This window comes from Devosia sp. Leaf64 (assembly GCF_001421945.1).
GTDB lineage: Bacteria > Pseudomonadota > Alphaproteobacteria > Rhizobiales > Devosiaceae > Devosia.
Map to the genome: position 1 here is coordinate 1 of NZ_LMLO01000018.1, position 24,391 is coordinate 24,391.

Genomic DNA, 24,391 nt, shown 5'->3' on the forward strand with positions numbered 1-24,391 from the left:
CAATGCTGGTTCGGTTGGCCTCTACCAGCTCGGCGGCGGCGTCGAAGTTGCTGTGACCGATGCAATCACCGTTCGCGGTGAAGTCGTCGGCCAGGGCGATTTCAACAATGCTGGTGCCAATGACTCGTTCTTCGAAACGACCAAGGCCACCGTCGGCGTTTTCTACCACTTCTAAGAATCGGTCTGGCGCAAGCCAGTTGATTTTTGACGGCGAGCTGGCTTCCAGCTCGCCGTTTTTGTTTTGGGCACAGGAACTGTTCTATTTGCTTTTATTCTCGCGCTAAATTTACCCCAAACTCACCTCCTTTGAGCGATAAGCAATCTCAGCCATGTGGCTCAGATATATGATCTTTCAGCTCATATTTTCTTTCCCTTGAAACCGTTTTGGGGAAGGTCTAAGCCCTAGCCATCAATCAGACGCGGTGGTCGGCTCGCCCAAATTGCTTGCTCGCCCCGTGCATTGCCGGCGGCTCCCGTCGGCCCGAACCTTAGGCTGCCGCATGACTGACTTGCTCAGCAATTACCTGCCAATCATCCTCTTTATCGGCCTTGCCGCGGTCATTGGTGGCGCGCTCCTCGTTGCCCCTTGGCTCGTTGCGCATCGCCGTCCTGATCCAGAAAAGCTGTCTGCCTTCGAAGCCGGTTTCGATGCCTTCGACGACGCGCGCATGAAGGTCGACGTCCGATTCTACCTCGTGTCGATTCTTTTCATTATTTTCGATCTCGAAGTGGCTTTCCTCTTCCCCTGGGCAGTGGCGTTCCATGACGTGGGCTGGTTTGGCTTCTGGTCGGTCATGGCTTTCCTTGGCGTGCTGACCGTCGGCTTTATTTATGAATGGCGCAAAGGAGCTCTGGAATGGGATTGAGCCCCTCCAACGCGACACTGGTGACTCCTCGTCCCACTGGCGCGATCGACCCAAATACCGGCAAGGCCGTGGGCGCAGACGATCCGTTCTTCATGGGCGTAAACAACGAGCTGGCCGACAAGGGCTTTCTCGTCACGACCGCGGCGCAGCTCATCACCTGGGCGCGTACCGGCTCGCTGATGTGGATGCAGACTGGACTTGCCTGCTGCGCCGTGGAAATGATGCAGATGTCCATGCCGCGCTATGACATTGAGCGCTTTGGTACTGCGCCGCGCGCTTCGCCGCGTCAGTCCGACGTTCTGATCGTTGCTGGCACGCTGACCAACAAGATGGCGCCCGCTCTGCGCAAGGTCTACGACCAGATGCCCGAGCCGCGTTATGTCATCTCGATGGGCTCATGCGCCAATGGCGGCGGCTATTACCACTATTCCTATTCGGTGGTGCGTGGCTGCGATCGCATCCTGCCCGTAGACGTCTATGTCCCTGGCTGCCCTCCCACGGCGGAAGCGCTTCTTTACGGCATCTTGCTGTTGCAGAAGAAGATCCGCCGCGATGGCACGATCGAGCGATAGGCCCAGGCGATGACCGATACTGTTGAAACTGTTGAGCCCGTCGTTCAGGTCCATCCACTGGTTGCTTTGGGTGAGCACATTACTGCGTCGCTGGGTGAGGCCGTACTGGGCTTTGAAGTCGGTTACGGCGATCTTTCGATCAGCGCCAAGCGCGAGTCGATCGTCGAGGTCGTGACGTTCCTGCGCAATGATCCGAAGTGCCGCTTTATCTCGTTCGTTGATGTGTGCGGTACGGATTATCCGGCCCGCGAATTCCGCTTCGACGTCATCTATCACTTCCTGAGCCCGCACCTGAACCAGCGTGTTCGGGTGAAGGTCGAGACCAATGATTCGACGCCGGTTCCTTCGATCTTCGGCGTGTTTCCAGGCGCTGATTGGTTTGAGCGCGAAACCTATGACCTTTATGGCGTGCTGTTCTCGGGTCACCCCGATCTGCGTCGCATCCTGACCGACTACGGTTTCGATGGTCATCCCTTGCGCAAGGACTTCCCGCTGACTGGCTTTGTGGAGGTGCGCTATGACGAAGAGCGCCGCCGCGTCGTCTATGAGCCGGTATCCCTCCCGCAGGAATTCCGCTCATTCGATTATCTGTCACCCTGGGAAGGTACGGATTACGTGCTGCCCGGTGACGAGAAGGCTAAGAACTGATGTCCGAAGTCGACGTTCGCAATTTCACGATCAATTTCGGCCCGGTCCACCCCTCGGCCCACGGCGTGCTGCGCATGATTCTCGAACTCGACGGTGAACTCGTCGAGCGCGTTGATCCGCATATCGGCCTTCTTCACCGCGGCACTGAAAAGCTGATCGAATACAAGACCTACCTCCAAGCGCTGCCCTATTTCGATCGCCTCGACTATGTCGCGCCGATGAACCAGGAGCATGCCTTTGCCCTAGCCGTCGAGCGCATGCTCGGTGTCGAAGTGCCACGTCGCGGGCAGTTGATCCGCGTGCTTTACGCCGAAATCGGCCGCCTGCTTGCGCACCTGATGAACGTGACCACGCAGGCGATGGATATCGGCGCGCTCACGCCGCCACTTTGGGGCTTCGAGCAGCGCGAAAAGCTCATGGTCTTCTATGAGCGCGCGTCAGGCGCCCGTATGCACGCTGCCTATTTCCGTCCCGGTGGGGTCCATCAGGATCTGCCGCAGGCGCTGGTCGATGATATCGAGAGCTTCTGCGAAGAGTTCCCGAAAGCCCTCGACGACATCGATACGCTTCTGACCGAAAACCGCATCTTCAAGCAGCGCGGCGTCGATATCGGCATCGTCCCGCTCGAAGAAGCGTGGGGTAGGGGCTTCTCGGGCGTCATGGTTCGCGCTTCCGGTGCTGCGTGGGACCTGCGCAAGGCGCAGCCTTATGACGCCTATGCCGAAATGGATTTCGATATCCCGACCGGCGCCAATGGCGACTGCTACGATCGTTACCTCGTCCGCATGGAAGAAATGCGGCAGGCCAACAAGATCATGAAGCAGTGCGTTCAGAAGCTGAACGCGCCGGAAGGCAAGGGACCCGTGTCTTCGGTCGACGGTAAGGTCGTGCCCCCAAAGCGTGGCGAGATGAAGCAGTCGATGGAAGCCTTGATCCATCACTTCAAGCTCTACACCGAAGGCTATAAAGTCCCGGCCGGCGAGATCTATGCCGCCGTCGAAGCGCCCAAGGGCGAGTTCGGCGTCTATCTCGTCGCCGATGGCACCAACAAGCCCTATCGCTGCCACATCCGCGCACCGGGCTTTGCCCATTTGAGCGCCATGGATTGGCTTTGCCGCGGGCACATGCTCGCAGACGTGACCGCTATTTTGGGGTCGATTGATATTGTGTTCGGAGAGGTTGACCGCTGATGAGCGTGAGACGCCTTGCAGACGAGTCGGTTCAGCCGGCAAGTTTCGCCTTTAGTGATGCTAACGCCGCCTGGGCCGAAAAGCGCATTGCGCTTTATCCCGCCGGCCGTCAGCAGTCTGCCGTTATTCCGCTGCTCATGCGTGCGCAGGATCAGGACGGCTGGGTCACGCGCGCGACCATCGAAAAGGTCGCCGAGATGCTCGGCATGGCCTATATTCGTGTGCTCGAAGTCGCGACCTTTTATACCCAGTTCCAGCTTCAGCCCGTCGGCACCCGTGCCCACGTTCAGGTCTGCGGCACCACCCCGTGCATGTTGCGCGGGGCAGGGGAGTTGATCGAGGTCTGCAAAAGCAAGATCCACCACGATCCGCATCATCTCAACGATGATGGCACGCTCTCGTGGGAAGAAGTCGAATGCGCCGGCGCTTGCGTCAACGCTCCGATGGTCACCATCTACCACGACACCTATGAAGACCTGACGGCCAACCGGCTCGAAGAAATCATCGATGCCTTCCATGCTGGCAACGGCGCGAGCATCAAGCCGGGCACGCAGATCGATCGTTTGAACGCTGCCGCCGAAGGTGGTCAGTCGACCCTCCTCGAAATGCCTACGGCAACCCGAGAAAAGTTCATTCCGCCCACCCCGCCTGAGGCACCAGCGCCTGCAGCAGCTCCTGCTGCGGCCCCTGCGCCTGCGGCTGCTGCAGCACCAGCCGTTGCAAAGACAGCAGAGCCTGACAATGCTGCCCGTCCAAAGGACGTGAGTGAAGAAAATGCGCCGGCCCTGAAGGGCACGCCGAGCGAAGCCAAGGTCTCCGAGGCCAAGGCCGAAGGCGAGCGCAAGGCCGCCGGTGCAGCCTCCAAGGCTGATGGTACGCCAAACGCTGAAATGCGCTCCGGTGCCACCGGCGCCGAATCCGATGCCGGCAAGATCGATGGCGGCAAGGCTCCGGGCAAGGCGACTGTCGAAGCCGCCGAAAACGGCGCCGCGGCGACTGGCGTCAAGAAATCCGCCAAGAAGGTCGTTGCCGCTCCCGCCGAAGGCCTGAGCCCCAGCGCTGATGGCGGCAATCCGCAGCCGATCTTCACGGCTCCCGAAGGCCCTGCAGACGATCTCAAGCTGATCACAGGCGTCGGTCCGGTTCTCGAGCGCAAGCTCAACGCCGTGGGCATCACCAAGTGGAGCCAGGTGGCTGCCATGACGCCCGAAGAGATCGCCAAGCTCGAATCGAGCCTCAATTTCAAGGGCCGGGTGGCCCGCGATAACTGGCTGCAGCAGGCCGATGTGCTCGCTCGTGGCGGCATCGAAGAATATCGCAAGGTGTTCGGGAAGGACCCGCGCTAATGCTCGCTGATAAAGACCGTATCTTCACCAATCTTTATGGCCAGCATGACTGGCGGCTCGAAGGCGCGCGGTCGCGCGGCGCCTGGGTCGGCACCAAGGAATTCATCGATTCCGGCCGTGATTGGATTACCAACGAAGTCAAGTCGTCGGGCCTGCGTGGTCGCGGCGGCGCTGGTTTCCCGACTGGCCTCAAGTGGAGCTTCATGCCCAAGGTCAGCGATGGCCGCCCGCATTATCTCCTCGTCAATGCTGACGAATCCGAGCCCGGCACCTGCAAGGATCGCGAGATCCTGCGTCATGATCCGCATCATCTGATCGAGGGGTGCCTTCTGGCGTCCCGCGCCATGGATGCGCATCTGGCCTTCATCTATGTCCGCGGCGAGTTCATCCGCGAACGTCAGCGTCTCGAGGAAGCCGTACAGGAAGCCTACGACGCCAAGCTGATCGGCAAGGACAATGTCCACGGCTGGGATTTGGACATCATCGTCCATCACGGCGCCGGCGCTTATATCTGCGGGGAAGAAACCGCGCTGATGGAATCGCTCGAAGGCAAGAAGGGCCAGCCGCGCCTCAAGCCGCCATTCCCGGCCGGCATGGGTGTCTATGGCAACCCGACGACTGTCAACAATGTCGAATCGATCGCCGTCGTTCCCGAAATCCTCCGCCGTTCCGGCGCCTGGTTCTCCTCGATCGGCCGTCCGAACAATGTCGGCACCAAGCTGTTCATGGTCTCGGGCCACGTGAACAAGCCCGCGACCTTCGAGGAAGCCCTAGGCGAAAGCTTCAAGGAAATCATCGAAAAGCATTGCGGCGGTATCCGCGGCGGCTGGGATAATTTCCTCGCGGTCATTCCCGGCGGCGCCTCGTGCCCTGTGGTCCGTGCCGAAGACATGATGGATACCATCATGGATTTCGATGGCCTGCGCGAAAAGAAGTCGTCTTTCGGCACTGGCGGCATGATCATCATGGATAAGTCCACTGATATCGTGAAGGCCATCTGGCGCATCTCGGCTTTCTTCAAGCATGAGAGCTGCGGTCAGTGCACGCCGTGCCGCGAAGGCACCGGCTGGATGATGCGCGTTCTCGGCCGCATGGTCGAAGGCCGCGCCCAGAAGCGCGAGATCGATATGCTCTTCTCGGTCACCAAGCAGATCGAAGGGCACACCATCTGTGCTCTCGGCGATGCTGCTGCGTGGCCGGTTCAGGGCCTGATCCGCAATTTCCGCGACGTCATCGAAGCGCGTATCGACCAATATACATATTCTTCCACCAGCGACGGCGCGGTTCCGTCCATCGCTGCGGAGTAGGGCAATGGCTTCCATTAAGGTCGACGGCACGCTCGTCGAAGTTCCAGACTACTACACCCTGATGCAGGCGGCGGAAGCCGCAGGCGCGGAAATCCCGCGTTTCTGCTATCACGATCGCCTGTCGGTCGCCGGCAATTGCCGCATGTGCCTGGTCGAAGTAAAGGGTGGTCCGCCAAAGCCCCAGGCCTCTTGCGCCATGTCGGTCAAGGACCTCCGTCCCGGCCCGAATGGCGAACCGCCTGAAATGTTTACCAATACGCCCATGGTCAAAAAGGCCCGTGAAGGCGTGATGGAATTCCTGCTGGTCAACCACCCGCTCGATTGCCCGATTTGCGATCAGGGTGGCGAGTGCGACCTTCAGGATCAGGCCATGGCCTATGGCGTAGATAAGTCGCGCTTCTTCGAAAACAAGCGCGCCGTTGAAGACAAATATCTTGGCCCTCTGGTCAAGACCTCGATGAACCGCTGCATTCACTGCACGCGCTGCGTCCGCTTCACCACGGAAGTCGCGGGCATTTCCGAAATGGGTCTGCTCGGTCGCGGCGAAGATGCCGAGATCACGTCCTATCTCGAACGCGCGCTGTCGAGCGAGCTGCAGGGCAATGTGATCGATCTGTGCCCGGTCGGCGCGCTGACGTCCAAGCCTTATGCGTTCCACGCTCGTCCGTGGGAATTGAACAAAACCGAATCCATCGACGTGATGGACGCCGTCGGCTCCAATATCCGCGTCGATAGCCGTGGCCGCGAAGTTATGCGCGTCCTGCCGCGCGTCAATGAATCGATCAATGAAGAGTGGATCTCGGACAAGACCCGCTTCATCTGGGATGGTCTCAAGAACCAGCGTCTTGATCGCCCTTATGTGCGCAAGAACGGCAAGCTGCAGGCGACAACCTGGGATGAAGCCCTCGGCGCCGTTGCCACCCGCCTTAAGAAGGCTGGCAGCAAGGTCGGCGCCATTGCCGGCGATCTGTCTGCCGTCGAAGAAATGTATGCCCTCAAGGGCCTGCTTGCCTCCATCGGCTCGGGCATGACCGACGTTCGTCCGGCCATGTCGGGTATCGATCCCTCGATGCCCCGCGCGGCTTACCTCTTCAACCCCACCATCGCGGGTATTGAGGAAGCCGACGCCGTCCTGATCATTGGCGCCAATCCGCGCCGTGAAGCCGCTGTGCTCAACGCCCGCATTCGCAAGCTTTGGCGTGCAAAGAACGTCCCGATCGCCGTCATCGGCGAACGCAACGATCTGACTTACTCCTATGACTATCTCGGCGAAGGCTTCGAAACCCTCGCAGATCTCGCCGCCGGCAATGGTGCGTTCGCCAATACGCTCGCCAATGCGCAGCGCCCGCTGATCATCGTTGGTGAAGCTGCCGTCTCGCATGCCAATCTTGGCAAGCAGGTCGGTCGCGACGTCATCGCGACGGCTGCCAAGCTTGCGACTGGTGCCAATGTTGCTGAAGGCTGGAACGGCTTCGCGCTGCTCCACAATGCTGCCAGCCGCGTCGGCGGTCTCGACATCGGCTTCGTCCCCCATGATGGCGGCGTTTGCTCAGCGGACCAGATCGCTCTGGCCGGCAAGGGCGAACTCGACGTGCTCTTCATGCTCGGCGCCGACGAATACGACTTCTCGGCCATGGGCAAAGCCTTCGTCGTCTATATCGGCTCGCATGGCGACCAGGGTGCACACCGCGCCGACGTCATCCTGCCTGGCGCGACCTACACGGAAAAGTCCGGCACTTATGTGAACACCGAGGGTCGCGTCCAGCAGACCGCCCGCGCGGTGTTCCCGCCGGGTGAAGCCAAGGAAGATTGGGCGATCATTCGGGCGCTTTCCGGCTCGATCGGCAAGCCATTGCCATACAATTCGCTGGCTCAGTTGCGTTCGGCGCTTTATGCCGAGTTTCCACATCTGGCGCGAGTCGATGAGATCACGCCGGCTAAGCTTGCCGATCTCGGCAAGCTCGCCAAGGCTTCGATCAAGACCAAGTCGGCTCCGTTCGGTTCGGCCGTGTCCGATTTCTATCTGACCAATCCCATTGCACGCGCTTCGGCCGTCATGGGCGAATGCGCCGCGCTTGCTGCCGGTTTGCGGCAGGCCGCGGAGTAGGGGACCCCAATGGATTTCGTCACTTCGGCCCTCGACTATCTGCTCGGCATCCCCTTCCTCGGTTGGGGCGTGCAGATCGGTTTTATCTATAAGGCTCTGTTGCTCCTCGTGGTGTTGCTGGTCTTCACCGCCTTCATCCTTCTTGCCGACCGTAAGGTCTGGGCTGCAGTCCAGATGCGCCGCGGTCCGAACGTCGTCGGTCCTTTCGGCCTGCTGCAGTCCTTCGCGGATTTGCTCAAGTTCGTCTTCAAGGAGCCGATCATCCCGGCAGGTGCCGATAAGGCGCTGTTCCTCCTCGCGCCGCTGCTGACCGCCACTCTGGCGCTCGGCGGTTGGGCGGTTGTCCCGATCGACAATGGCTGGGCGATGGCGAACATCAATATCGGCATTCTCTATCTGCTCGGTATTTCCTCGCTCGGCGTTTATGGCGTCATCATCGGCGGTTGGGCGTCCAACTCGAAATACCCCTTCTTCGGCTCGCTCCGCGCTGCCGCCCAGATGGTGTCCTACGAAGTCTCGATCGGCCTCGTCATCATCACCGTGCTGCTCTGCGTCGGCTCGCTGAACCTTAATGACATCGTCGTCGCCCAGACCCAGATGGGCCTTGCCCATACGCTTGGCGTTCCGTGGCTGTCGTTCCTCAACTGGTTCTGGCTGCCGCTCTTCCCGATGTTCGTGGTGTTCTACATTTCGGCCCTCGCCGAAACCAACCGCCCGCCCTTCGATCTTGCCGAAGGCGAATCCGAACTCGTCGCCGGCTTCATGACCGAATATTCGGCCACCCCCTACATGCTCTTCATGCTGGGCGAGTACATCTCGATCCTGCTGATGTGCGGCATGACGGTGATCCTCTTCATGGGTGGCTGGGCCTCGCCGATCGATCTGCCGCCATTCACCTGGATTCCCGGCGCGATCTGGTTCTTCATCAAGCTCACGCTTGTGTTCTTTATGTTCGCGATGGCCAAGTCCATCGTGCCCCGTTACCGCTATGACCAGCTCATGCGGATCGGTTGGAAGCTCTTCCTGCCGCTCTCGCTCGTGATGGTCGTGATTGTTGCCTTCGTTCTCAAGCTCACGGGCTGGGGTTGGCACGGAGGGATCGCCTGATGCGCGCCAGCCAGTTCATCAATACGCTGATCATGAAGGAGTTCGTCACGGCCTTCTTCCTGGCCATGCGCTACTTCTTCTCGCCCAAGCCGACGATCAACTATCCCTTCGAAAAGGGTGCGGTGTCGCCGCGTTTCCGCGGTGAGCATGCCCTGCGGCGCTATCCCAATGGCGAGGAGCGTTGCATTGCCTGTAAGCTCTGCGAAGCTATTTGCCCGGCCCAGGCCATCACCATCGAAGCCGGCCCGCGCCAGAACGATGGCACTCGCCGCACCGTGCGCTACGACATCGACATGGTGAAGTGCATCTATTGCGGCTTCTGCCAGGAAGCCTGCCCGGTCGATGCCATCGTCGAAGGCCCGAACTTCGAATTTGCAACCGAAACGCGCGAAGAGCTGTACTTCTCCAAGGAAAAGCTCCTCAGCAATGGCGATCGTTGGGAGCGTGAAATCGCATCCAACCTTGCAGCCGACGCGCCGTATCGCTGAGGGGGAAGAAGATGACGCTTCCACTATTCTTCTTTTACCTCTTCTCCATCGTGGCGATCGCTTCCGCCTTCATGGTGATTTCATCGCGCAACCCGGTTCACGCCGTGCTGTTCCTGATCCTCGCCTTCGTCAACGCCGCTGGCCTATTCATGCTGGCTGGCGCCGAGTTTCTGGCGCTGATCCTGATCGTCGTTTATGTCGGCGCCGTGGCGGTGCTCTTCCTCTTCGTCGTCATGATGCTTGACGTCGATTTTGCCGAATTGAAGTCGGGCATGTTGCAATATGCGCCCATCGGCATTCTGGTCGGCGTTGTCCTGTTGCTCGAGCTTCTGCTCGTTGCCGGCAGCTTCGTGATTTCGCCTGAGGTCAGTGGGTCGACTGGTCTCCCGATCAATGTCGACATGGACAATACGCGGCAGCTCGGGCTCGTGCTCTATACGCGCTACGTCTTCCTGTTCCAGGGGGCAGGCGCCGTGCTGCTGGTCGCAATGATCGGCGCCATCGTGCTGACCCTGCGTCATCGGTCGACGGCCAAGCGTCAGAACCCGGTGGATCAGGTGGCCCGCCAGGCCAGTGAGACGCTGAAGATTGTCAAAGTGAAGAGCGGTCAGGGACTTTAGGGGTTTAATCATGGGCTTGGAAATCGGGCTCGGTCATTACCTGACCGTGGCAGCCATTCTGCTCACGCTTGGCGTGTTCGGAATCTTTCTTAACCGTAAGAACGTGATCGTCATCCTGATGTCGGTCGAACTGATCCTGCTTGCGGTCAATCTCAACATGGTCGCATTCAGCGCCGAACGCGGTGACTTGCAGGGGCAGATTTTTGCGCTCCTCATCCTCACCGTGGCTGCTGCAGAGGCCGCGATCGGCCTCGCGATCCTCGTTATCTTCTATCGCAACCGTGGATCCATCGCGGTTGAAGACGCCAATATGATGAAGGGCTGAGGCTGGGCGCTATGATCATACAGGCGATTGTCTTTCTGCCCCTCATTGGGGCGCTTATAGCCGGCTTCCTCGGCCGCTCGATTGGCCATAGGCCGAGCGAATTCATCACCACGGGCCTGTTGCTCATCGCAGCGGTTCTAAGCTGGGTCGTCTTCATACCCGTCGCCTTTGGCGATGGTCTCGTCGGCGCCGTGGGTGATGGTCATGCCGCGGTCCTCAAGGTCGAGGTCATGCGCTGGATCCAGGTCGGTGACATGGATCTGCGCTGGACGCTGCGCGTCGATACGCTCACCGCCATCATGCTGGTGGTCGTGAACACCGTTTCGGCCCTCGTTCACCTTTATTCCATCGGCTACATGAACGAAGATCCGCACCGCTCGCGCTTCTTCGCCTATCTCTCGCTCTTCACCTTCGCCATGCTCATGCTGGTGACGGCCGACAACTTCCTCCAGATGTTCTTCGGCTGGGAAGGCGTGGGCCTCGCGTCCTACCTCCTCATCGGCTTCTGGTACACGCGCCCGTCGGCAACCGCTGCCGCCATGAAGGCCTTCATCGTCAACCGCGTCGGTGACTTCGGCTTCGCGCTCGGCATCTTTGGCGCCTTCATGGTGCTCGGCCACATCGATTTCGATGGCGCCTTCTCCGCCGCCGATCAGTTCGCCACCACCGGTCTCCCCGTCATCCGCTTCCTCAATTGGAACGTCGATGCGATGACCGTGATCTGCCTGCTGCTCTTCATGGGTGCGATGGGTAAGTCGGCGCAGTTCCTGCTGCACACCTGGCTCCCGGACGCCATGGAGGGCCCGACCCCGGTTTCGGCGCTCATTCACGCTGCAACCATGGTCACCGCCGGCGTCTTCATGGTCGCCCGTCTGTCGCCGCTGTTCGAACTCTCGCAGTTCGCCCTGACCGTCGTCATCGTCATCGGCGCCATCACGGCCTTCTTTGCGGCCACCGTCGGTCTCGTCCAGAACGACATCAAGCGCGTCATCGCCTATTCGACCTGTTCGCAGCTCGGCTACATGTTCGTCGCCCTCGGCACCGGTGCCTATTCGGCCGGCGTGTTCCACCTCTTCACCCACGCCTTTTTCAAGGCCCTTCTGTTCTTAGGCGCCGGCTCGGTCATCCATGCCATGCACCATGAGCAGGATATGCGGAACATGGGTGGCCTGCGGAAGAAGATCCCGATTACCTATGCCATGATGATGATCGGCACGCTGGCCCTGACCGGCGTCGGCATCCCGGGCACCAGCCTCGGTTTTGCCGGCTTCTTCTCCAAGGATTCGATCATCGAAAGCGCCTACGCTTACGGCGGTAACGTCGGCAGCATGGCCTTCTGGCTCCTCGTCATCGCGGCTCTCTTCACGAGCTTCTATTCCTGGCGCCTAGTCCACCTGACCTTCCACGGCTCACCGCGCGATGCGCAGCATAGCCACACCGCCCATCCGGACCCTGCGCATGCCGATGCCGAAACCCACCATGAGCCGATCGACGACAGCAATCTCGACGATCATGTCCATGCTGCGGTGTCGCATGACGATGCGCATCACCATGGTTCGGCCTATGACCACGCCCATGAATCGCCCAACGTCATGCTGGTGCCGCTATATGTGCTGGCAGCCGGTGCGGTCTTGGCCGGTGTCGTCTTCTACGGCATGTTCTTCCATGAGGTCGAACATATCGAGCACTTCTTCGCTGGCTCGATCTTTGTCGATCACGAGATCATCGAAGCTGCGCACCATGTTCCGCTTTGGGTGAAGTGGAGCGCCACGATTTCCATGATCATCGGCTTCGTCGCCGCCTGGTACATGTATATCAAGCGCCCCGACGTGCCCGGGAAGCTGGCGGCCACCAATCCTGGCCTCTACCAGTTCCTCTTGAACAAGTGGTACTTCGACGAGCTCTACAACACGATCTTCGTGCGCCCCGCGCTCTGGATCGGCCGCGCCATCTGGCATGGTTTTGATGATTGGCTGGTCGATGGCAAGATTGCCGAAGGCCTCGGCCGTCGCGTTCAGGATGTCACCTCCTGGGTCGTCAAGCTCCAGTCCGGCTACCTCTATCACTATGCCTTCGCCATGCTGATCGGCATCGCGGCGCTTCTGACCTGGGCCATTACGGCCGGGGGACTGATCTGATGACCTTCGATAACACTATCCTCACGATCCTGACTTATCTGCCGCTCGTCGGAGCGGCACTGATCCTGGTCACCCCCAAGACGGCGCTCAACGCCATCCGCTGGACAGCGCTAGTGACGACTGTCGTCACCCTCGCGCTGTCACTCTGGATGTGGTCCGCCTTCGATCCGTCCAATCCGGGTTTCCAGTTCGTCGTCAATTATGACTGGCTGGGCGAAAGCATTGGCTACCGCGTCGGCGTCGACGGCATTTCCGTGCTCTTCGTCGTGCTTTCGGCTCTCCTCATGCCCTTCTGCGTGCTGGCGAGCTGGGAAGCCATCGACAAGCGCGTCAAGGAATACATGGTCGTCTTCCTAATCCTGGAAGTCCTCATGATCGGCGTTTTCACCACGCTCGATCTGGCCATGTTCTACGTCTTCTTCGAAGGCACGCTGCTGCCGATGTTCCTCATCATCGGTATCTGGGGCGGCAAGCGCCGCATCCAGGCGAGTTACAAGTTCTTCTTCTACACCTTCACCGGTTCGGTCCTGATGCTCCTTGCCATCATGGCCATGTATTGGAATGCCGGCACCACCGACATTTCGCGTCTCCTGACGCACCAGTTCCCGGAAAGCATGCAGATCTGGCTCTGGCTGGCCTTCTTCGCCTCGCTCGCGGTCAAGATGCCCATGTGGCCGTTCCACCGCTGGTTGCCGGAAGCGCACGTTGAGGCACCAACCGCCGGTTCCGTCATCCTTGCAGCGATCCTTCTCAAGCTTGGCGGCTACGGCTTCCTGCGCTTCAGCCTCCCCATGTTCCCCGATGCTTCGGCACAGCTCTCGAACTTCGTGTTTATTCTGTCCGTCGCTGCCATCATAATCACCTCGCTGGTGGCGCTGGTGCAGACCGATATCAAGAAGCTCATCGCTTATTCGTCGGTGGCGCATATGGGCTTCGTGACCATGGGCATCTTTGCGGGTAATGCGCTGGGTATCCAGGGCGCCATGTTCCAGATGATCTCGCACGGTCTCGTCTCCGGCGCGCTCTTCCTGGCCGTCGGTGTCATCTATGATCGCATGCACACCCGCGATATCGAGACCTATGGTGGTCTCGTCGAGCGTATGCCGCGCTATGCCTTTGCCTTCATGGTCTTCACCATGGCCAATGTCGGTCTCCCGGGCACCTCCGGCTTCGTCGGTGAATTCCTGACGATGATGGGTGTCTTCCAGGTCAATACCTGGGTCGCATTCGGTGCTGCCTTCGGCGTCATCTTCTCGGCGGGTTATGCCCTCTGGCTCTATCGCCGCGTCGTTTTCGGTGCGCTCACCAAGGAATCGCTCAAGGGCATTCTCGATCTGAGCCTGCGCGAAAAGATCGTGCTCTATCCCCTGATCGTCCTGATCATCGTGTTCGGTTTCTATCCCTCGCCGATCCTCGATACGACGGCCGCCTCGGTCAACAATCTGGTGTCGCATTACGCAACTTCGGTTGGTCTCGACCCCGCCGTTTCTCTTGCCGATGCAAGGGCACCCCTCGAATATGCCGCGCCCACGGGCGAGGCCGCTCCAGCCGCAGAGCATGCGGCTGAGCCTGCTGCGCACTAGGAGAGCACCGTGAACTCTGACGTTACTGATTTCGCGAGCATTGCGCCTGCCTATCCCGAATTGCTGATGGCAGTCGGCGCCCTTGTCCTTTTGGTCATTGGCGTCGTCATCAACAAGGAAAAGTCGGCTCTCATCTCCTGGCTCGCCGTGCTGCTCATTGCTGCCGCTGGCCTCACCGCCGTGCTCAATCCGGCAGATGGTGTGCTGTTCAACGGCGTCTTCATCGCCGATGCCTTCGCGCGCTATATGAAGCTGCTCGTTCTTGGCGGCGCCGCGCTCTCGCTCATTCTGGCCATGCCGAATGATTTCGAGAACGGCCTCCACAAGTTCGAATATTCGATCCTCGCGGTTCTCGCGACGCTCGGCATGATGGTCATGGTCTCGGCCAATGACCTGATGAGCCTCTATGTCGGCCTCGAACTGCAGTCCCTTGCGCTGTACGTGATGGCCGCCATCAAGCGCGATGATCCGCGTGCCACCGAAGCGGGCCTGAAATATTTCGTACTTGGCGCGCTGTCCTCGGGCTTGCTGCTTTATGGCGCCTCCATGGTCTATGGCTTTACCGGCCATACCAACCTGCAGGAAATCGTCTCGGCTATCGCCATGGAAGGCCGTTCCGTTGGCCTGATCTTCGGCATGGTCTTCCTTCTTACGGGCGTTGCTTTCAAGATTTCTGCAGTTCCGTTCCACATGTGGACGCCAGACGTTTATGAAGGCGCACCAACTCCTGTTACCGCCTTCTTCGCCATGGCGCCCAAGGTTGCCGCCATGTCGTTGATGATCCGTCTCGTCATGGACACCTTCCAGCCGATTACGGGTGATTGGCAGCAGGTTGTGATCTTCCTCTCGATCGCTTCCATGGTCCTCGCAGCGTTCGCTGCGATCGGCCAGAAGTCGATCAAGCGCCTCATCGCCTATTCCTCGATCGGTCACGTCGGCTTCGCCCTCGTCGGTCTTTCGTCGGGCACGCAGGTGGGCGTCGAAGGCGTCGCCATCTATATGGCGATCTATGTCACCATGACGGCCGGCCTATTTGCCTGCATTCTCTCGCTGCGCACTGAAAACGGCTATGTCGAAACCATTGACGATCTGGCTGGCGCCGCACAGACGCGTCCCTTCGTGGCCGCGATCATGGCGATCATTATGTTCTCGCTGATCGGCCTGCCGCCGCTCGCCGGGTTCTTCGCCAAGTGGCAGGTTTTCCTTGCCGCCATCGAAGCGCGCCTCTTCGTGCTTGCCGTCATCGGCATGCTCGCTTCGGCAGTCAGCGCCTTCTATTATCTGCGCGTCGTCAAGACCATGTACTTCGATGAGCCCAAGTCGACCTTCGCCGCGGTGCCCAACGAACTCAACATCATCATCGCCGTCAGCGCCTTCCTGATCGTGACTTATTACTTCACGGTCGGCAGTGCCCTCACCAATTGGGCTCATATCGCCGCCGGAAGCCTGTTCTAGGTGGCGGATTTCGCACTTGGCCCGGTAGCCCGTTCAGCGGGCTACCGTCTGGCCGGATACGATGAAATCGGATCGACCAATGTCGAAGCGCTCGCGGCGGCCGGCGCGGGTGACCCGGGCGGAATCTGGTTTGCGGCCCTGCACCAGACCGCCGGCCGCGGCCGTCGTGGTCGTGCCTGGGAAAGTACGCCAGGCAATCTGGCCACCAGTCTTCTCATTATTCCCGACGCCGAACCCAACGCTCTCGCCACCCTTGGCTTTGTTGCCGGCGTCGCCATGCAGACGGCCTTTGCCCGAATTCTGCCGCAGGGTGCCGTACGCATCGGCATCGATGGCGCGGATGCGCTCGATGGCCGGGGCAGGGTGGCACTCAAGTGGCCCAATGACGTCCTGGCCGATGGTGCCAAGGTCTCCGGTATCCTCCTCGAAATGGCCAAGACCCCGGATGGCCGCAACGCCATCGTCATCGGCATCGGCGTCAATGTGGTTGCCGCACCCACCGGTTTGCCTTATCCCGCTACCAGCCTTCGCGAACTCGGCTACGAGCGGAGCGCAGAAGAAGTTTTCGCCGCCCTTGCCGATGCTTGGGTAGAGGCTTTCTCGCTCTGGCAGGACGGACGAGGCGTCAGCGACATTCTCGAGCGCTGGCGCGGTTCTGCCGCCGGCATCGGCGCCCCGGTTGCCGTCCAGCAGGACGGCGTCGTCAGGCGCGGCATTTTCGAAACAGTCGACTCCTCCGGTCGTCTGGTCATGCGCGACGATGATGGCGCGCGGATCGTGATCACGGCGGGCGATGTACATTTTGGGGCAACGGCCAGCGCCCGAAGCTGACCACAACATCTGCGCGACGACCAGCGACCAAAGATCGCCAGGCGCCGTGCGCAAAAAGAAAGAAAAGACCCATGGCAAAGAACCAACGGGATGAACTCGTCTTTGTGCCGCTTGGCGGCGTCGGCGAGATCGGCATGAATATGGGGGCCTATGGCTTCGGCCCCGAACATTCGCGCAAGTGGATTGTCGTCGATTGCGGCGTCAGCTTCGGTGGGCCGGATCTGCCGGGCATCGAACTCATCATGGCCAATCCCGAGTTTCTCGAGGAACACGCCGATGACGTTCTGGCGCTGATCCTCACCCACAGCCACGAAGACCACTACGGCGCCGTGCTCGATCTCTGGCCCGTCTTCGAGCGCCCGGTCTACGCGACGCCCTTCACCGCCGCCATGCTGGCTGCCAAGCGGGCAGGGGACGGCATCGTCGAAAACGTCGATGTCCGCATCATGCGTCCCGGCAAGCCGTTCGAGATCGGCCCCTTCACCATCGAGGCGATCAACGTCGCCCACTCGATCCCAGAATCGAACAGCCTCCTCATTTCCACTCCAGTCGGCCGCGTCCTCCACACCGGCGACTGGAAGCTCGACCCGACCCCGGTCGTCAGTGCGCCCACCGACGTCGCCCGCTTCGAGGCCATCGGCGCCGATACCAGCACACCCCTGGCGCTCGTCTGCGATTCGACCAATGCCATGAAGGAGGGCGAAAGCCCGAGCGAAGCCGAGGTCGCTGACAACCTCGCCAAGCTCATCGCCGATGCGCCCCATCGCGTCGCTGTCACCACCTTTGCCTCCAATGTCGGCCGGGTCGTCTCGATCGTCCGCGCCGCGCATAAAGCCGGCCGCCAGGTCGTTCTCTCCGGCCGCTCGCTCCACCGCATCATGGGCATCGCCCGCGAAATTGGCATGCTCGAAGGCCTGCCGGTCCTCCACGATCAGGATGCCTATAAGACGATCGCCCGCGACAAGTGCGTCTTGATCTGCACCGGCAGCCAGGGCGAAGCCCGCGCCGCCATCGCCCGCATCGCGCGTGGCGAGCACCCGGTAATCGATCTCAACGCCGGCGACCGCATGATTTTCTCGTCCTGGGCCATTCCTGGCAACGAGCGCGAAGTCATCGATATCCAGAACCTCCTGATCGACAAAGGCGTCGAGGTCATCACCGCCAATGATGGCCTGGTCCACGTCACCGGCCACCCCCGCCGCGGCGAACTGCAGCGCCTCTATTCCTGGCTCAAGCCGCAGGTGCTAGTCCCCGTCCACGGCGAAGCCATGCACCTTCAGGCCCATGCCAAGCTTGGTCGCGAATCCGGCATTCCCAATGTCTGCGAAGCGCGCAATGGCGATATGGTCCGGCTCTTCCCCGAGCCCATGGCCTATCCCGCCGAAGTGCGCACCGGCGAACTCTATCTCGATGGTCTCGTCCTCTGCACGCCCGAGGAATCGGGAGTAAAGGGCCGCCGCCGCCTGTCCTTCGGCGGCATGGTCATCGTCAGCCTCGCGGTCAATTCATCGGGTCATGTCGTCTCCGGCCCCGATTATGTGGTCGAAGGCCTGCCGGAAACCGAAGATGAATCGCTCGTCGAGCTCATCGAGGAAACCGTCGCCGGCACCATCAAGAGCCTGCCGCCCAAGCGCCGCTCTGACCCCGATGTGTTCAGCTCCGCCCTGTTCAAATCCATCCGCAACGAGGTAAACGCGTTCTGGGGCCGCAAGCCCAACGTCAACGTCTTCGTTCATAAGGTCTAGCGCCATGCAGTGGGGATCGATCGCCGCCGTTTTCTTCGTCGTTTGGTGGCTCTGCTTCGTCGCCGTGCTGCCGATTGGTTCCCACAGCCATCACGAAACCGGCGAGGCGCTGGTGCCCGGCGCCGATCCCGGCTCCCCTGTCGCGCCGCGCCTCATGCGCAAAGTGCTGATGGCCACGGGTCTCGCCGTGGTCTTCACCGCCCTCCTGCTCTGGGCGCTGACCAACGAAACGCTGATGGCCTATTGGAACCGCTAGCCCAGTCTGCGACACCCCAAAAGGGAGCTCCCGCCATGCGCAAGACAGTCCTGGCCATCGCCGCCACCGTGGCCATGGTCAGTCCAGCCTTCGCAGTCTGGCAGGTCGACGACGAAAGCGACGATCAGGGCTTTCTCTTCATCGCCTCGCAAGTCGATGAAACCGACACGATCGAAGTGCAGCTGATCTGCGACGAATTCCGCGAAGGCGCGCTGCTCTTTTCCGTCTTCACCGGCATTCCGCTCGAAAAGCAAAAACACTCCATGCCGGATGCGCCGATCGCCGTCCGCTTCGGCAACGTCGCCTTCGATGATCTGATGGCAGAAGTCGTCGACCTCGACACCGAACGCGTGCTCGACGTCTCGGAAAGCGACCACCCGGAAGTCCGCCAGATCGCCCATGCCATCGCCAAGGGCAAGGAAATGGTCGTCACCTACCGGGATGAGCAGTGGGTCCTTGCCGGCGACAACGCGTCCCCATCCGTCGGCCCTATCCTCGAAAACTGCCCCTGAAGCGTAGACTTAAACCCTCATCGCTTCTTCGCCGGCCCCACCGCATGTGCGTAGGCCATCTCCAACCCCGCCTGCACATCCGCCTCAGTCGCCGCCGCCAAATCCATCACCGTCCAGCCCTGCCGCCCCCAGCCATTGTCGATGGGCCGAAACACGTCCGGCGCGAGCTGACATTTGAACGCCTGCTCATCCGGCGTCAGCTTCAAATTGACGCTTCTGCCATCGGCCGCCAGTGTCGCAAAAATCCGCTTTACCTTGAAAGCCGTGCGATCGAAATGCGGCACGCTTGTGACCTCGGCCAGGGCAAGCACCATTCGCGTAAAATGTGCAGCATTGACCATAAGCCTATGATCCAAAATAAAAAAGCAGGGCACAAGGCCCCGCTCTTATAAGTTAAATCGACAATACCTTGGTCTTAGGCTCGCTGTTCAGCGTGCGGCCAAGGCTCCTCCCTTGACGTTGTCGATCGTTAGCGGTTGAACCGCCTTGGCTTTATTGTGACGGGAACCTAACAACAGATTTTCTGTCTGTCACGTAGATTCTGCATAGCAAGCATGCTTGAATCGTATGGACGGTTACGATCTGAGTGGGCATCAACAAAAGCCTTGAGTCCTAGGCATGTCTCCTGAAAGTGGTTACCGGTTTCAGGACGAAGACATGCGTAAAACAAGAAGCTAAAGCGGAGGAGCGAGCCCGATAGGGCGTGACGCGCTTTAGCCACCAATTTCGGAGTTCCCATGCGCCTTTCCCGCTATTTTCTGCCGGTGCTGCGCGATGTGCCCAAGGAAGCCGAGATCGTCTCGCACCGGCTGATGCTGCGTGCCGGCATGATCCGCCAGCAGGCCTCCGGCCTCTATTCCTGGCTGCCGCTGGGCTACAAGGTGCTGATGAAGGTCCAGAAGATCATCGAGGAGGAGCAGAACCGCTCCGGCGCGATCGAACTTTTGATGCCCACGATCCAGTCCGCTGATCTTTGGCGCGAATCGGGCCGTTACGATGCCTACGGCAAGGAAATGCTGCGCATCGAAGATCGCCACGAGCGCGAATTCCTCTATGGCCCGACCAATGAGGAAATGGTCACCGACATTTTCCGCACTTATGTGAAGTCCTATAAGGACTTGCCGCTGAACCTCTACCACATCCAGTGGAAGTTCCGCGACGAGGTGCGTCCCCGTTTCGGCACCATGCGTAGCCGCGAGTTCCTGATGAAGGACGCCTATTCTTTCGATCTCGACAAGGACCGCGCCGTTGCCGCCTACGAGCGCATGTTCGTCGCTTACCTGCGCACCTATGCCCGCATGGGCCTGACCGCCATTCCGATGCGCGCCGATACCGGCCCGATCGGCGGCGACTTGAGTCACGAGTGGATCATTCTGGCCGAAACCGGCGAAAGCCAGGTCTTCTGCCATCGCGATCTCCTCGATAAGCCCATCCCCGGCCAGGATGTCGATTTCCGCGGCGATTTGAAGCCGATCTTCAACGATTGGACGTCGCTCTACGCCGCCACCGAGGAAATGGTCGATCACGCCGAATACGAAGCCTCGGTCCCGGAAGACAAGCGCGTCTCGGCTCGCGGCATCGAAGTCGGCCACATCTTCTATTTCGGCACGAAATATTCCGAGCCGATGAAGGCCTCTGTCACCGGCAATGACGGCAAGGAAACCATTGTCCACATGGGCTCCTACGGCATCGGCCTGACCCGTGTCGTGCCCGCCATTATCGAAGCCAGCCACGATGAAAACGGCATTGTCTGGCCGGTTTCCGTCGCGCCCTTCGAAGCCGTGCTGATCAATCTCAAGGCCGGCGATGCCGACACCGATGCAGCCTGCGACAAGCTCTATGCCGAGCTGACTGCGGCCGGTCTCGACATGCTCTATGATGATCGCGATCAACCCGCCGGCTCCAAGTTTGCCACAGCCGATCTCGTCGGCATTCCTTATCAGCTCATCCTCGGGCCCCGCGGCCTTAAATCGGGCGAAGTTGAAATCAAACATCGCAAGACTGGCGAGCGCGAGACGCTGCCGCTCGCCAATGCGGTCGAGCGTCTCAAGGGCCTGATCGAACCCCAGCGGATGAACGACATTTGACCACCTCAGCGCAGCAAGCCCCGGCGGGCCGGTCCACCCGGCCGTTCTCCCGGTTTGAATGGATGATTGCTGCGCGCTATTTGCGCGCCCGGCGCAAGGAAGCCTTCATTTCGGTCATCGCCAGCCTCACCATGGTTGGCGTGGCCATTGGCGTCGCGACGCTTATCGTCGTCATGTCGGTGATGAACGGCTTTCGTGGCGAGCTTCTCGACAAAATCCTTGGGCTGAATGGGCATTTCACCGCCTATCCCATCGAGAGCCAGTTCACCGATTACAAGGAAACCGTCGACGCTCTCCAGACTGTCAATGGCGTCAAGTTCGCCGTCTATTACGCCGAGGGCCAAGTGCTCGCCTCCGGCCGCGGCGGCTCGACCGGCGTATCCGTGCGCGGCATGGACGAAGAAAACCTCAAGAAGCTGACGCTGCTCTACAATTCGGCGGAGCAGGGCGGTTTTGATTCTTGGGACCAGAACGATGGCGTCGCCATCGGCTACCGCTTGGCCCAGACGCTCGGCGTCGGCCTTGGCGATCAGGTCCAGATCATCAACCCCGATAGCGGCGCCATGACGCCCTTTGGCTCGACCCCGCAGATCAAATCCTATCCGGTTCGCACCATTTTCAATCTCGGCATGGTCGAATTTGATAGTCTCTTCATGTTCATGCCGCTGCAAACGGCGCAGGACTATTTCAAGCTTTACGACGATGTCCTCAAGGCCGGCCAGGGCCCGCTCGACCCTATGGCGTCCGACGAGGAAATCGACGCCGCCTACGAGCGAATCTATCGCGCGAGCGGCGCGGAAATCTTCATCGACGATCCCGACAATGTCTCCGTCATGCGCGAACGCATCGCCGCGACGCCCGGTCTCCGGCCTTTGCTGCTCAACGATTGGCAGCAGCGCAACGAGACTTTCTTCTCGGCTCTCCAGGTCGAACGGGTCGTGATGTTCACCATTCTCTCGATGATCGTGCTCGTGGCTGCCTTCAACATCATTTCAAGCCTCGTCATGCTGGTGAAGGACAAGAGCAAGGACATTGCTGTGCTCCGCACAATGGGCGCCACGCGCGGCGCCATCATGCGCATCTTCTCGATCACCGGCACCACCATTGGCGTCGTCGGCACGCTCTCCGGCCTCGTGCTCGGCCTGATCGTCGCCGCCAATGCCGAAGCGCTGCGCTCCTCGATTTCCAATCTGCTCGGGGTTACGCTTTTTCCGCCGGAAGTCTTCTTCCTCTCCTCGCTCCCCAGCAAGACCGACCCGACCGAAGTCACTGTTGTCGTCGTCATGGCCCTCGGCCTCAGCTTCCTCGCCACGCTCTATCCCGCCTGGCGAGCCGCCCAATACGATCCTGTCGAGGCGCTGCGTTATGAGTAATTCGTTCCTGCGCCTTTCGGGTGTGCACCATCACTACGGTGAGGGCGCTACCCAGATCCGCGTCCTCGATGCGGCTGATCTTATCGTCGAAAGCGGCGAGCTCGTCGCCCTTGTCGCGCCGTCTGGCGCTGGCAAGTCGACATTGCTGCACCTCTGCGGACTGCTCGAAAGCCCGCAGTCGGGCGAAGTCGAGATCGTCGGCAACAAGACAAGCCAGCTCAACGATCGCGGCCGCACGCAGCTCCGCCGCAACACCGTGGGCTATGTTTACCAATTTCACCATCTGCTGCCCGAATTCAGCGCGCTCGAAAACGTCTCGATGCCGCAACTGATTGCCGGCAAGACACCCGCCGAGGCCAGCGTGCGTTCAATGGAACTGCTCGAACTTCTCGGCGTCGGCCCACGCGCCACCCATCGCCCAGCCGAACTCTCCGGCGGCGAACAACAGCGCGTTGCCATAGCCCGCGCCGCCGCCAATCATCCACGCGTCATCCTCGCCGATGAGCCCACGGGCAATCTCGATCCCACCACCAGCGATGTCGTGTTCGAAGCCCTCAAGGGCCTTATCCGCACCGAAGGTGCTGCCGCGCTGATCGCCACGCACAACTACGATCTGGCGCGCCGCGCCGATCGCATCGTGACCATCAAGGATGGCAAGGTCATCCCGCACACGCTGTAATAGCGTCGCCAGCGCATCGGGCTATCGGGGCTAACCGCCCTGATAGACGCTCGTCAAAACTTCGATCTCGCGCGAGCCGCCCGAGACCACCTGCACATCCCGATTGTAGACCTTCTCGCCCTGCTTGGCCAAAACGACATAGTCGCCTTCGGCAAGCACCGTGCTCGGGAACGCGCCGCGATCGGTAAACACCGTCGCGCCATCGGCCGTGTTCACAGTCCACTCGACGTCGGCGATAGCCTCGCCGCCTTCTTCAGAGACGAGCTTGAACGAGACTTCGCTGGCGTGATGATAGAGCGTTGCGTCGGTCAACTCGCCGGCTTCGACGCGCAAGTCCGCGCGCACCACGGCGTTGATGTCCCCGAAATGCGAGACGATGTGATAGGTCCCCGCGTTGAGCGTAACGATATCGTTTGGCGGCAAGCCTTCGGCAATCAACACGCGGCTCGCTTCGTCGCCGGCGGTGAAGATGTCGAACTTCAATTCGGTCGGCGGAATTGGAATGTCGCCGGTCACGGCGGAGTTGAGCCTCAGCGCTCCGGCCTCGAGATCGACGACCTTCTCATTGTTGCCGGGCACGACCGACAGCGATTCGCTTAGCTGTGCGCGGCCATAAGCGGCATGCACTACATATTCCCCTGGCGGCAGATCGAGTTTGGCGGTCGCCTGCTCCGATTTTGCCACTAGCGTCATATTGCCTTGCGCATCGGGCACACTGTCATAGACGCGCCAGATCACACCCTCTGGCACGGCTGCGCCTTCCTGCGTGATACGCGCCGTCAGGGTCACCGGTTGCGGCGCATCGGTGATTGCTGAAATGGCATCGGTAGCACTATTTGCGCCATCCGCCGCAGGAGCAGGCGCACTGGGCAGGGAGTCCGGATCAGGCCGCGGCCGGGGCAGGGGTGGGATCTCAACACTGTCTTGCGCGATGACTGTTGGCGCCGCGCTCAGTGACAGGCTGGCAAAGCCGAGAAAGGCGCAGGCGATCAGGCGAAAAACAGGCAGCATGTGGTTCGGGCCATGGATGCGGTCGGGCGCTGACCGACTCTCATAAGTATGGTGCGCGATTGGGGTTAAGCTGTGTCACAGACGGCGCGGCTTGAAAACCGCCACGGGAAAGGCTCAAAGCAATTTTACAGGCCGTTACCCGATC

Annotated in this window: 23 protein-coding genes; 21 read left to right on the forward strand and 2 right to left on the reverse strand. The window is 60.4% G+C overall.

Translation table 11 applies throughout. The annotated features are described in order from the left end of the window. Window positions 1-500: 500 nt before the first annotated feature. The 18 genes from ASE94_RS09150 to ASE94_RS09235 all read left to right on the forward strand — a co-directional run bounded on the left by ASE94_RS09150 (window position 501) and on the right by ASE94_RS09235 (window position 19,096). Window positions 501-866 carry an NADH-quinone oxidoreductase subunit A gene (locus ASE94_RS09150; protein ID WP_061907385.1) on the forward strand — a complete coding sequence of 122 codons (366 nt, stop codon included), beginning with the start codon at window positions 501-503 and terminating at the stop codon, window positions 864-866. Next, window positions 857-1,438 (forward strand): NADH-quinone oxidoreductase subunit B, encoded by a 582-nt coding sequence (locus tag ASE94_RS09155; RefSeq protein ID WP_061907386.1) that lies wholly within the window; start codon window positions 857-859, stop codon window positions 1,436-1,438. Before ASE94_RS09150 ends, ASE94_RS09155 begins: the two co-directional genes overlap by 10 nt. A gap of 9 nt (window positions 1,439-1,447) precedes the next feature. Then, window positions 1,448-2,086 (forward strand): NADH-quinone oxidoreductase subunit C, encoded by a 639-nt coding sequence (locus tag ASE94_RS09160; protein WP_061907387.1) that lies wholly within the window; start codon window positions 1,448-1,450, stop codon window positions 2,084-2,086. Then, window positions 2,086-3,276: an NADH-quinone oxidoreductase subunit D gene (locus ASE94_RS09165; RefSeq protein ID WP_061907388.1), complete on the forward strand. Its 1,191-nt coding sequence runs from the start codon at window positions 2,086-2,088 to the stop codon at window positions 3,274-3,276. The genes ASE94_RS09160 and ASE94_RS09165 overlap by 1 nt, the downstream gene beginning before the upstream one ends. Next, complete coding sequence (gene nuoE, locus ASE94_RS09170; RefSeq protein ID WP_062630162.1) at window positions 3,276-4,622, forward strand: NADH-quinone oxidoreductase subunit NuoE; 1,347 nt, start codon at window positions 3,276-3,278, stop codon at window positions 4,620-4,622. Before ASE94_RS09165 ends, nuoE begins: the two co-directional genes overlap by 1 nt. Continuing rightward, window positions 4,622-5,929, forward strand: a complete 1,308-nt coding sequence (nuoF, locus tag ASE94_RS09175; protein WP_061907390.1) for an NADH-quinone oxidoreductase subunit NuoF — start codon at window positions 4,622-4,624, stop codon at window positions 5,927-5,929. Before nuoE ends, nuoF begins: the two co-directional genes overlap by 1 nt. 4 nt (window positions 5,930-5,933) lie before the next feature. Then, a complete protein-coding gene (nuoG, locus tag ASE94_RS09180; protein WP_062630163.1) occupies window positions 5,934-8,036 on the forward strand; it encodes an NADH-quinone oxidoreductase subunit NuoG in 2,103 nt (700 codons plus the stop codon). A 9-nt stretch (window positions 8,037-8,045) separates the two neighbouring features. After that, on the forward strand, window positions 8,046-9,143 hold the full coding sequence (gene nuoH / locus ASE94_RS09185; protein ID WP_061907392.1) for an NADH-quinone oxidoreductase subunit NuoH: 1,098 nt from the start codon (window positions 8,046-8,048) through the stop codon (window positions 9,141-9,143). After that, window positions 9,143-9,631 carry an NADH-quinone oxidoreductase subunit NuoI gene (gene nuoI / locus ASE94_RS09190; protein ID WP_062630164.1) on the forward strand — a complete coding sequence of 163 codons (489 nt, stop codon included), beginning with the start codon at window positions 9,143-9,145 and terminating at the stop codon, window positions 9,629-9,631. The genes nuoH and nuoI overlap by 1 nt, the downstream gene beginning before the upstream one ends. An 11-nt stretch (window positions 9,632-9,642) precedes the next feature. Then, the gene (locus ASE94_RS09195) at window positions 9,643-10,251 is read left to right on the forward strand and encodes an NADH-quinone oxidoreductase subunit J (protein ID WP_062630165.1); all 609 of its coding nucleotides are present in this window, start codon (window positions 9,643-9,645) and stop codon (window positions 10,249-10,251) included. Window positions 10,252-10,267: 16 nt separating this feature from the next. Continuing rightward, the gene (gene nuoK / locus ASE94_RS09200) at window positions 10,268-10,576 is read left to right on the forward strand and encodes an NADH-quinone oxidoreductase subunit NuoK (RefSeq protein WP_061907447.1); all 309 of its coding nucleotides are present in this window, start codon (window positions 10,268-10,270) and stop codon (window positions 10,574-10,576) included. 11 nt (window positions 10,577-10,587) lie between these two features. Beyond that, window positions 10,588-12,714: an NADH-quinone oxidoreductase subunit L gene (nuoL, locus tag ASE94_RS09205; protein WP_062630166.1), complete on the forward strand. Its 2,127-nt coding sequence runs from the start codon at window positions 10,588-10,590 to the stop codon at window positions 12,712-12,714. Then, entirely contained in the window at window positions 12,714-14,297 is a 1,584-nt protein-coding gene (locus ASE94_RS09210; protein ID WP_062630167.1) for an NADH-quinone oxidoreductase subunit M, read from the forward strand. Before nuoL ends, ASE94_RS09210 begins: the two co-directional genes overlap by 1 nt. A 9-nt stretch (window positions 14,298-14,306) precedes the next feature. Beyond that, window positions 14,307-15,752, forward strand: a complete 1,446-nt coding sequence (gene nuoN, locus ASE94_RS09215) for an NADH-quinone oxidoreductase subunit NuoN (RefSeq protein ID WP_082461132.1) — start codon at window positions 14,307-14,309, stop codon at window positions 15,750-15,752. After that, the gene (locus ASE94_RS09220; RefSeq protein WP_062630169.1) at window positions 15,753-16,583 is read left to right on the forward strand and encodes a biotin--[acetyl-CoA-carboxylase] ligase; all 831 of its coding nucleotides are present in this window, start codon (window positions 15,753-15,755) and stop codon (window positions 16,581-16,583) included. 71 nt (window positions 16,584-16,654) lie between these two features. Beyond that, entirely contained in the window at window positions 16,655-18,328 is a 1,674-nt protein-coding gene (locus ASE94_RS09225; protein ID WP_062630170.1) for a ribonuclease J, read from the forward strand. A gap of 4 nt (window positions 18,329-18,332) precedes the next feature. Further along, complete coding sequence (locus ASE94_RS09230; protein WP_062630171.1) at window positions 18,333-18,584, forward strand: DUF1467 family protein; 252 nt, start codon at window positions 18,333-18,335, stop codon at window positions 18,582-18,584. A 35-nt stretch (window positions 18,585-18,619) separates the two neighbouring features. Beyond that, window positions 18,620-19,096: a hypothetical protein gene (locus ASE94_RS09235; RefSeq protein ID WP_062630172.1), complete on the forward strand. Its 477-nt coding sequence runs from the start codon at window positions 18,620-18,622 to the stop codon at window positions 19,094-19,096. Between the two features lie 17 nt (window positions 19,097-19,113). On the opposite strand, the gene ASE94_RS09240 is transcribed toward ASE94_RS09235, so the two are convergent. Beyond that, window positions 19,114-19,437, reverse strand: a complete 324-nt coding sequence (locus ASE94_RS09240; RefSeq protein ID WP_062630173.1) for an MmcQ/YjbR family DNA-binding protein — start codon at window positions 19,435-19,437, stop codon at window positions 19,114-19,116. 396 nt (window positions 19,438-19,833) lie between these two features. Between ASE94_RS09240 and proS the strand changes: the two genes are divergently transcribed. From proS to ASE94_RS09255, 3 genes are all read left to right on the forward strand, one after another. Further along, window positions 19,834-21,183 (forward strand): proline--tRNA ligase, encoded by a 1,350-nt coding sequence (gene proS / locus ASE94_RS09245; protein ID WP_062630174.1) that lies wholly within the window; start codon window positions 19,834-19,836, stop codon window positions 21,181-21,183. Window positions 21,184-21,245: 62 nt separating this feature from the next. Beyond that, window positions 21,246-22,556: an ABC transporter permease gene (locus tag ASE94_RS09250; protein ID WP_062630175.1), complete on the forward strand. Its 1,311-nt coding sequence runs from the start codon at window positions 21,246-21,248 to the stop codon at window positions 22,554-22,556. Continuing rightward, entirely contained in the window at window positions 22,549-23,235 is a 687-nt protein-coding gene (locus ASE94_RS09255) for an ABC transporter ATP-binding protein (RefSeq protein ID WP_062630176.1), read from the forward strand. Before ASE94_RS09250 ends, ASE94_RS09255 begins: the two co-directional genes overlap by 8 nt. A 30-nt stretch (window positions 23,236-23,265) precedes the next feature. On the opposite strand, the gene ASE94_RS09260 is transcribed toward ASE94_RS09255, so the two are convergent. Next, window positions 23,266-24,246 carry a hypothetical protein gene (locus ASE94_RS09260; protein WP_062630177.1) on the reverse strand — a complete coding sequence of 327 codons (981 nt, stop codon included), beginning with the start codon at window positions 24,244-24,246 and terminating at the stop codon, window positions 23,266-23,268. Window positions 24,247-24,391: the final 145 nt, after the last annotated feature.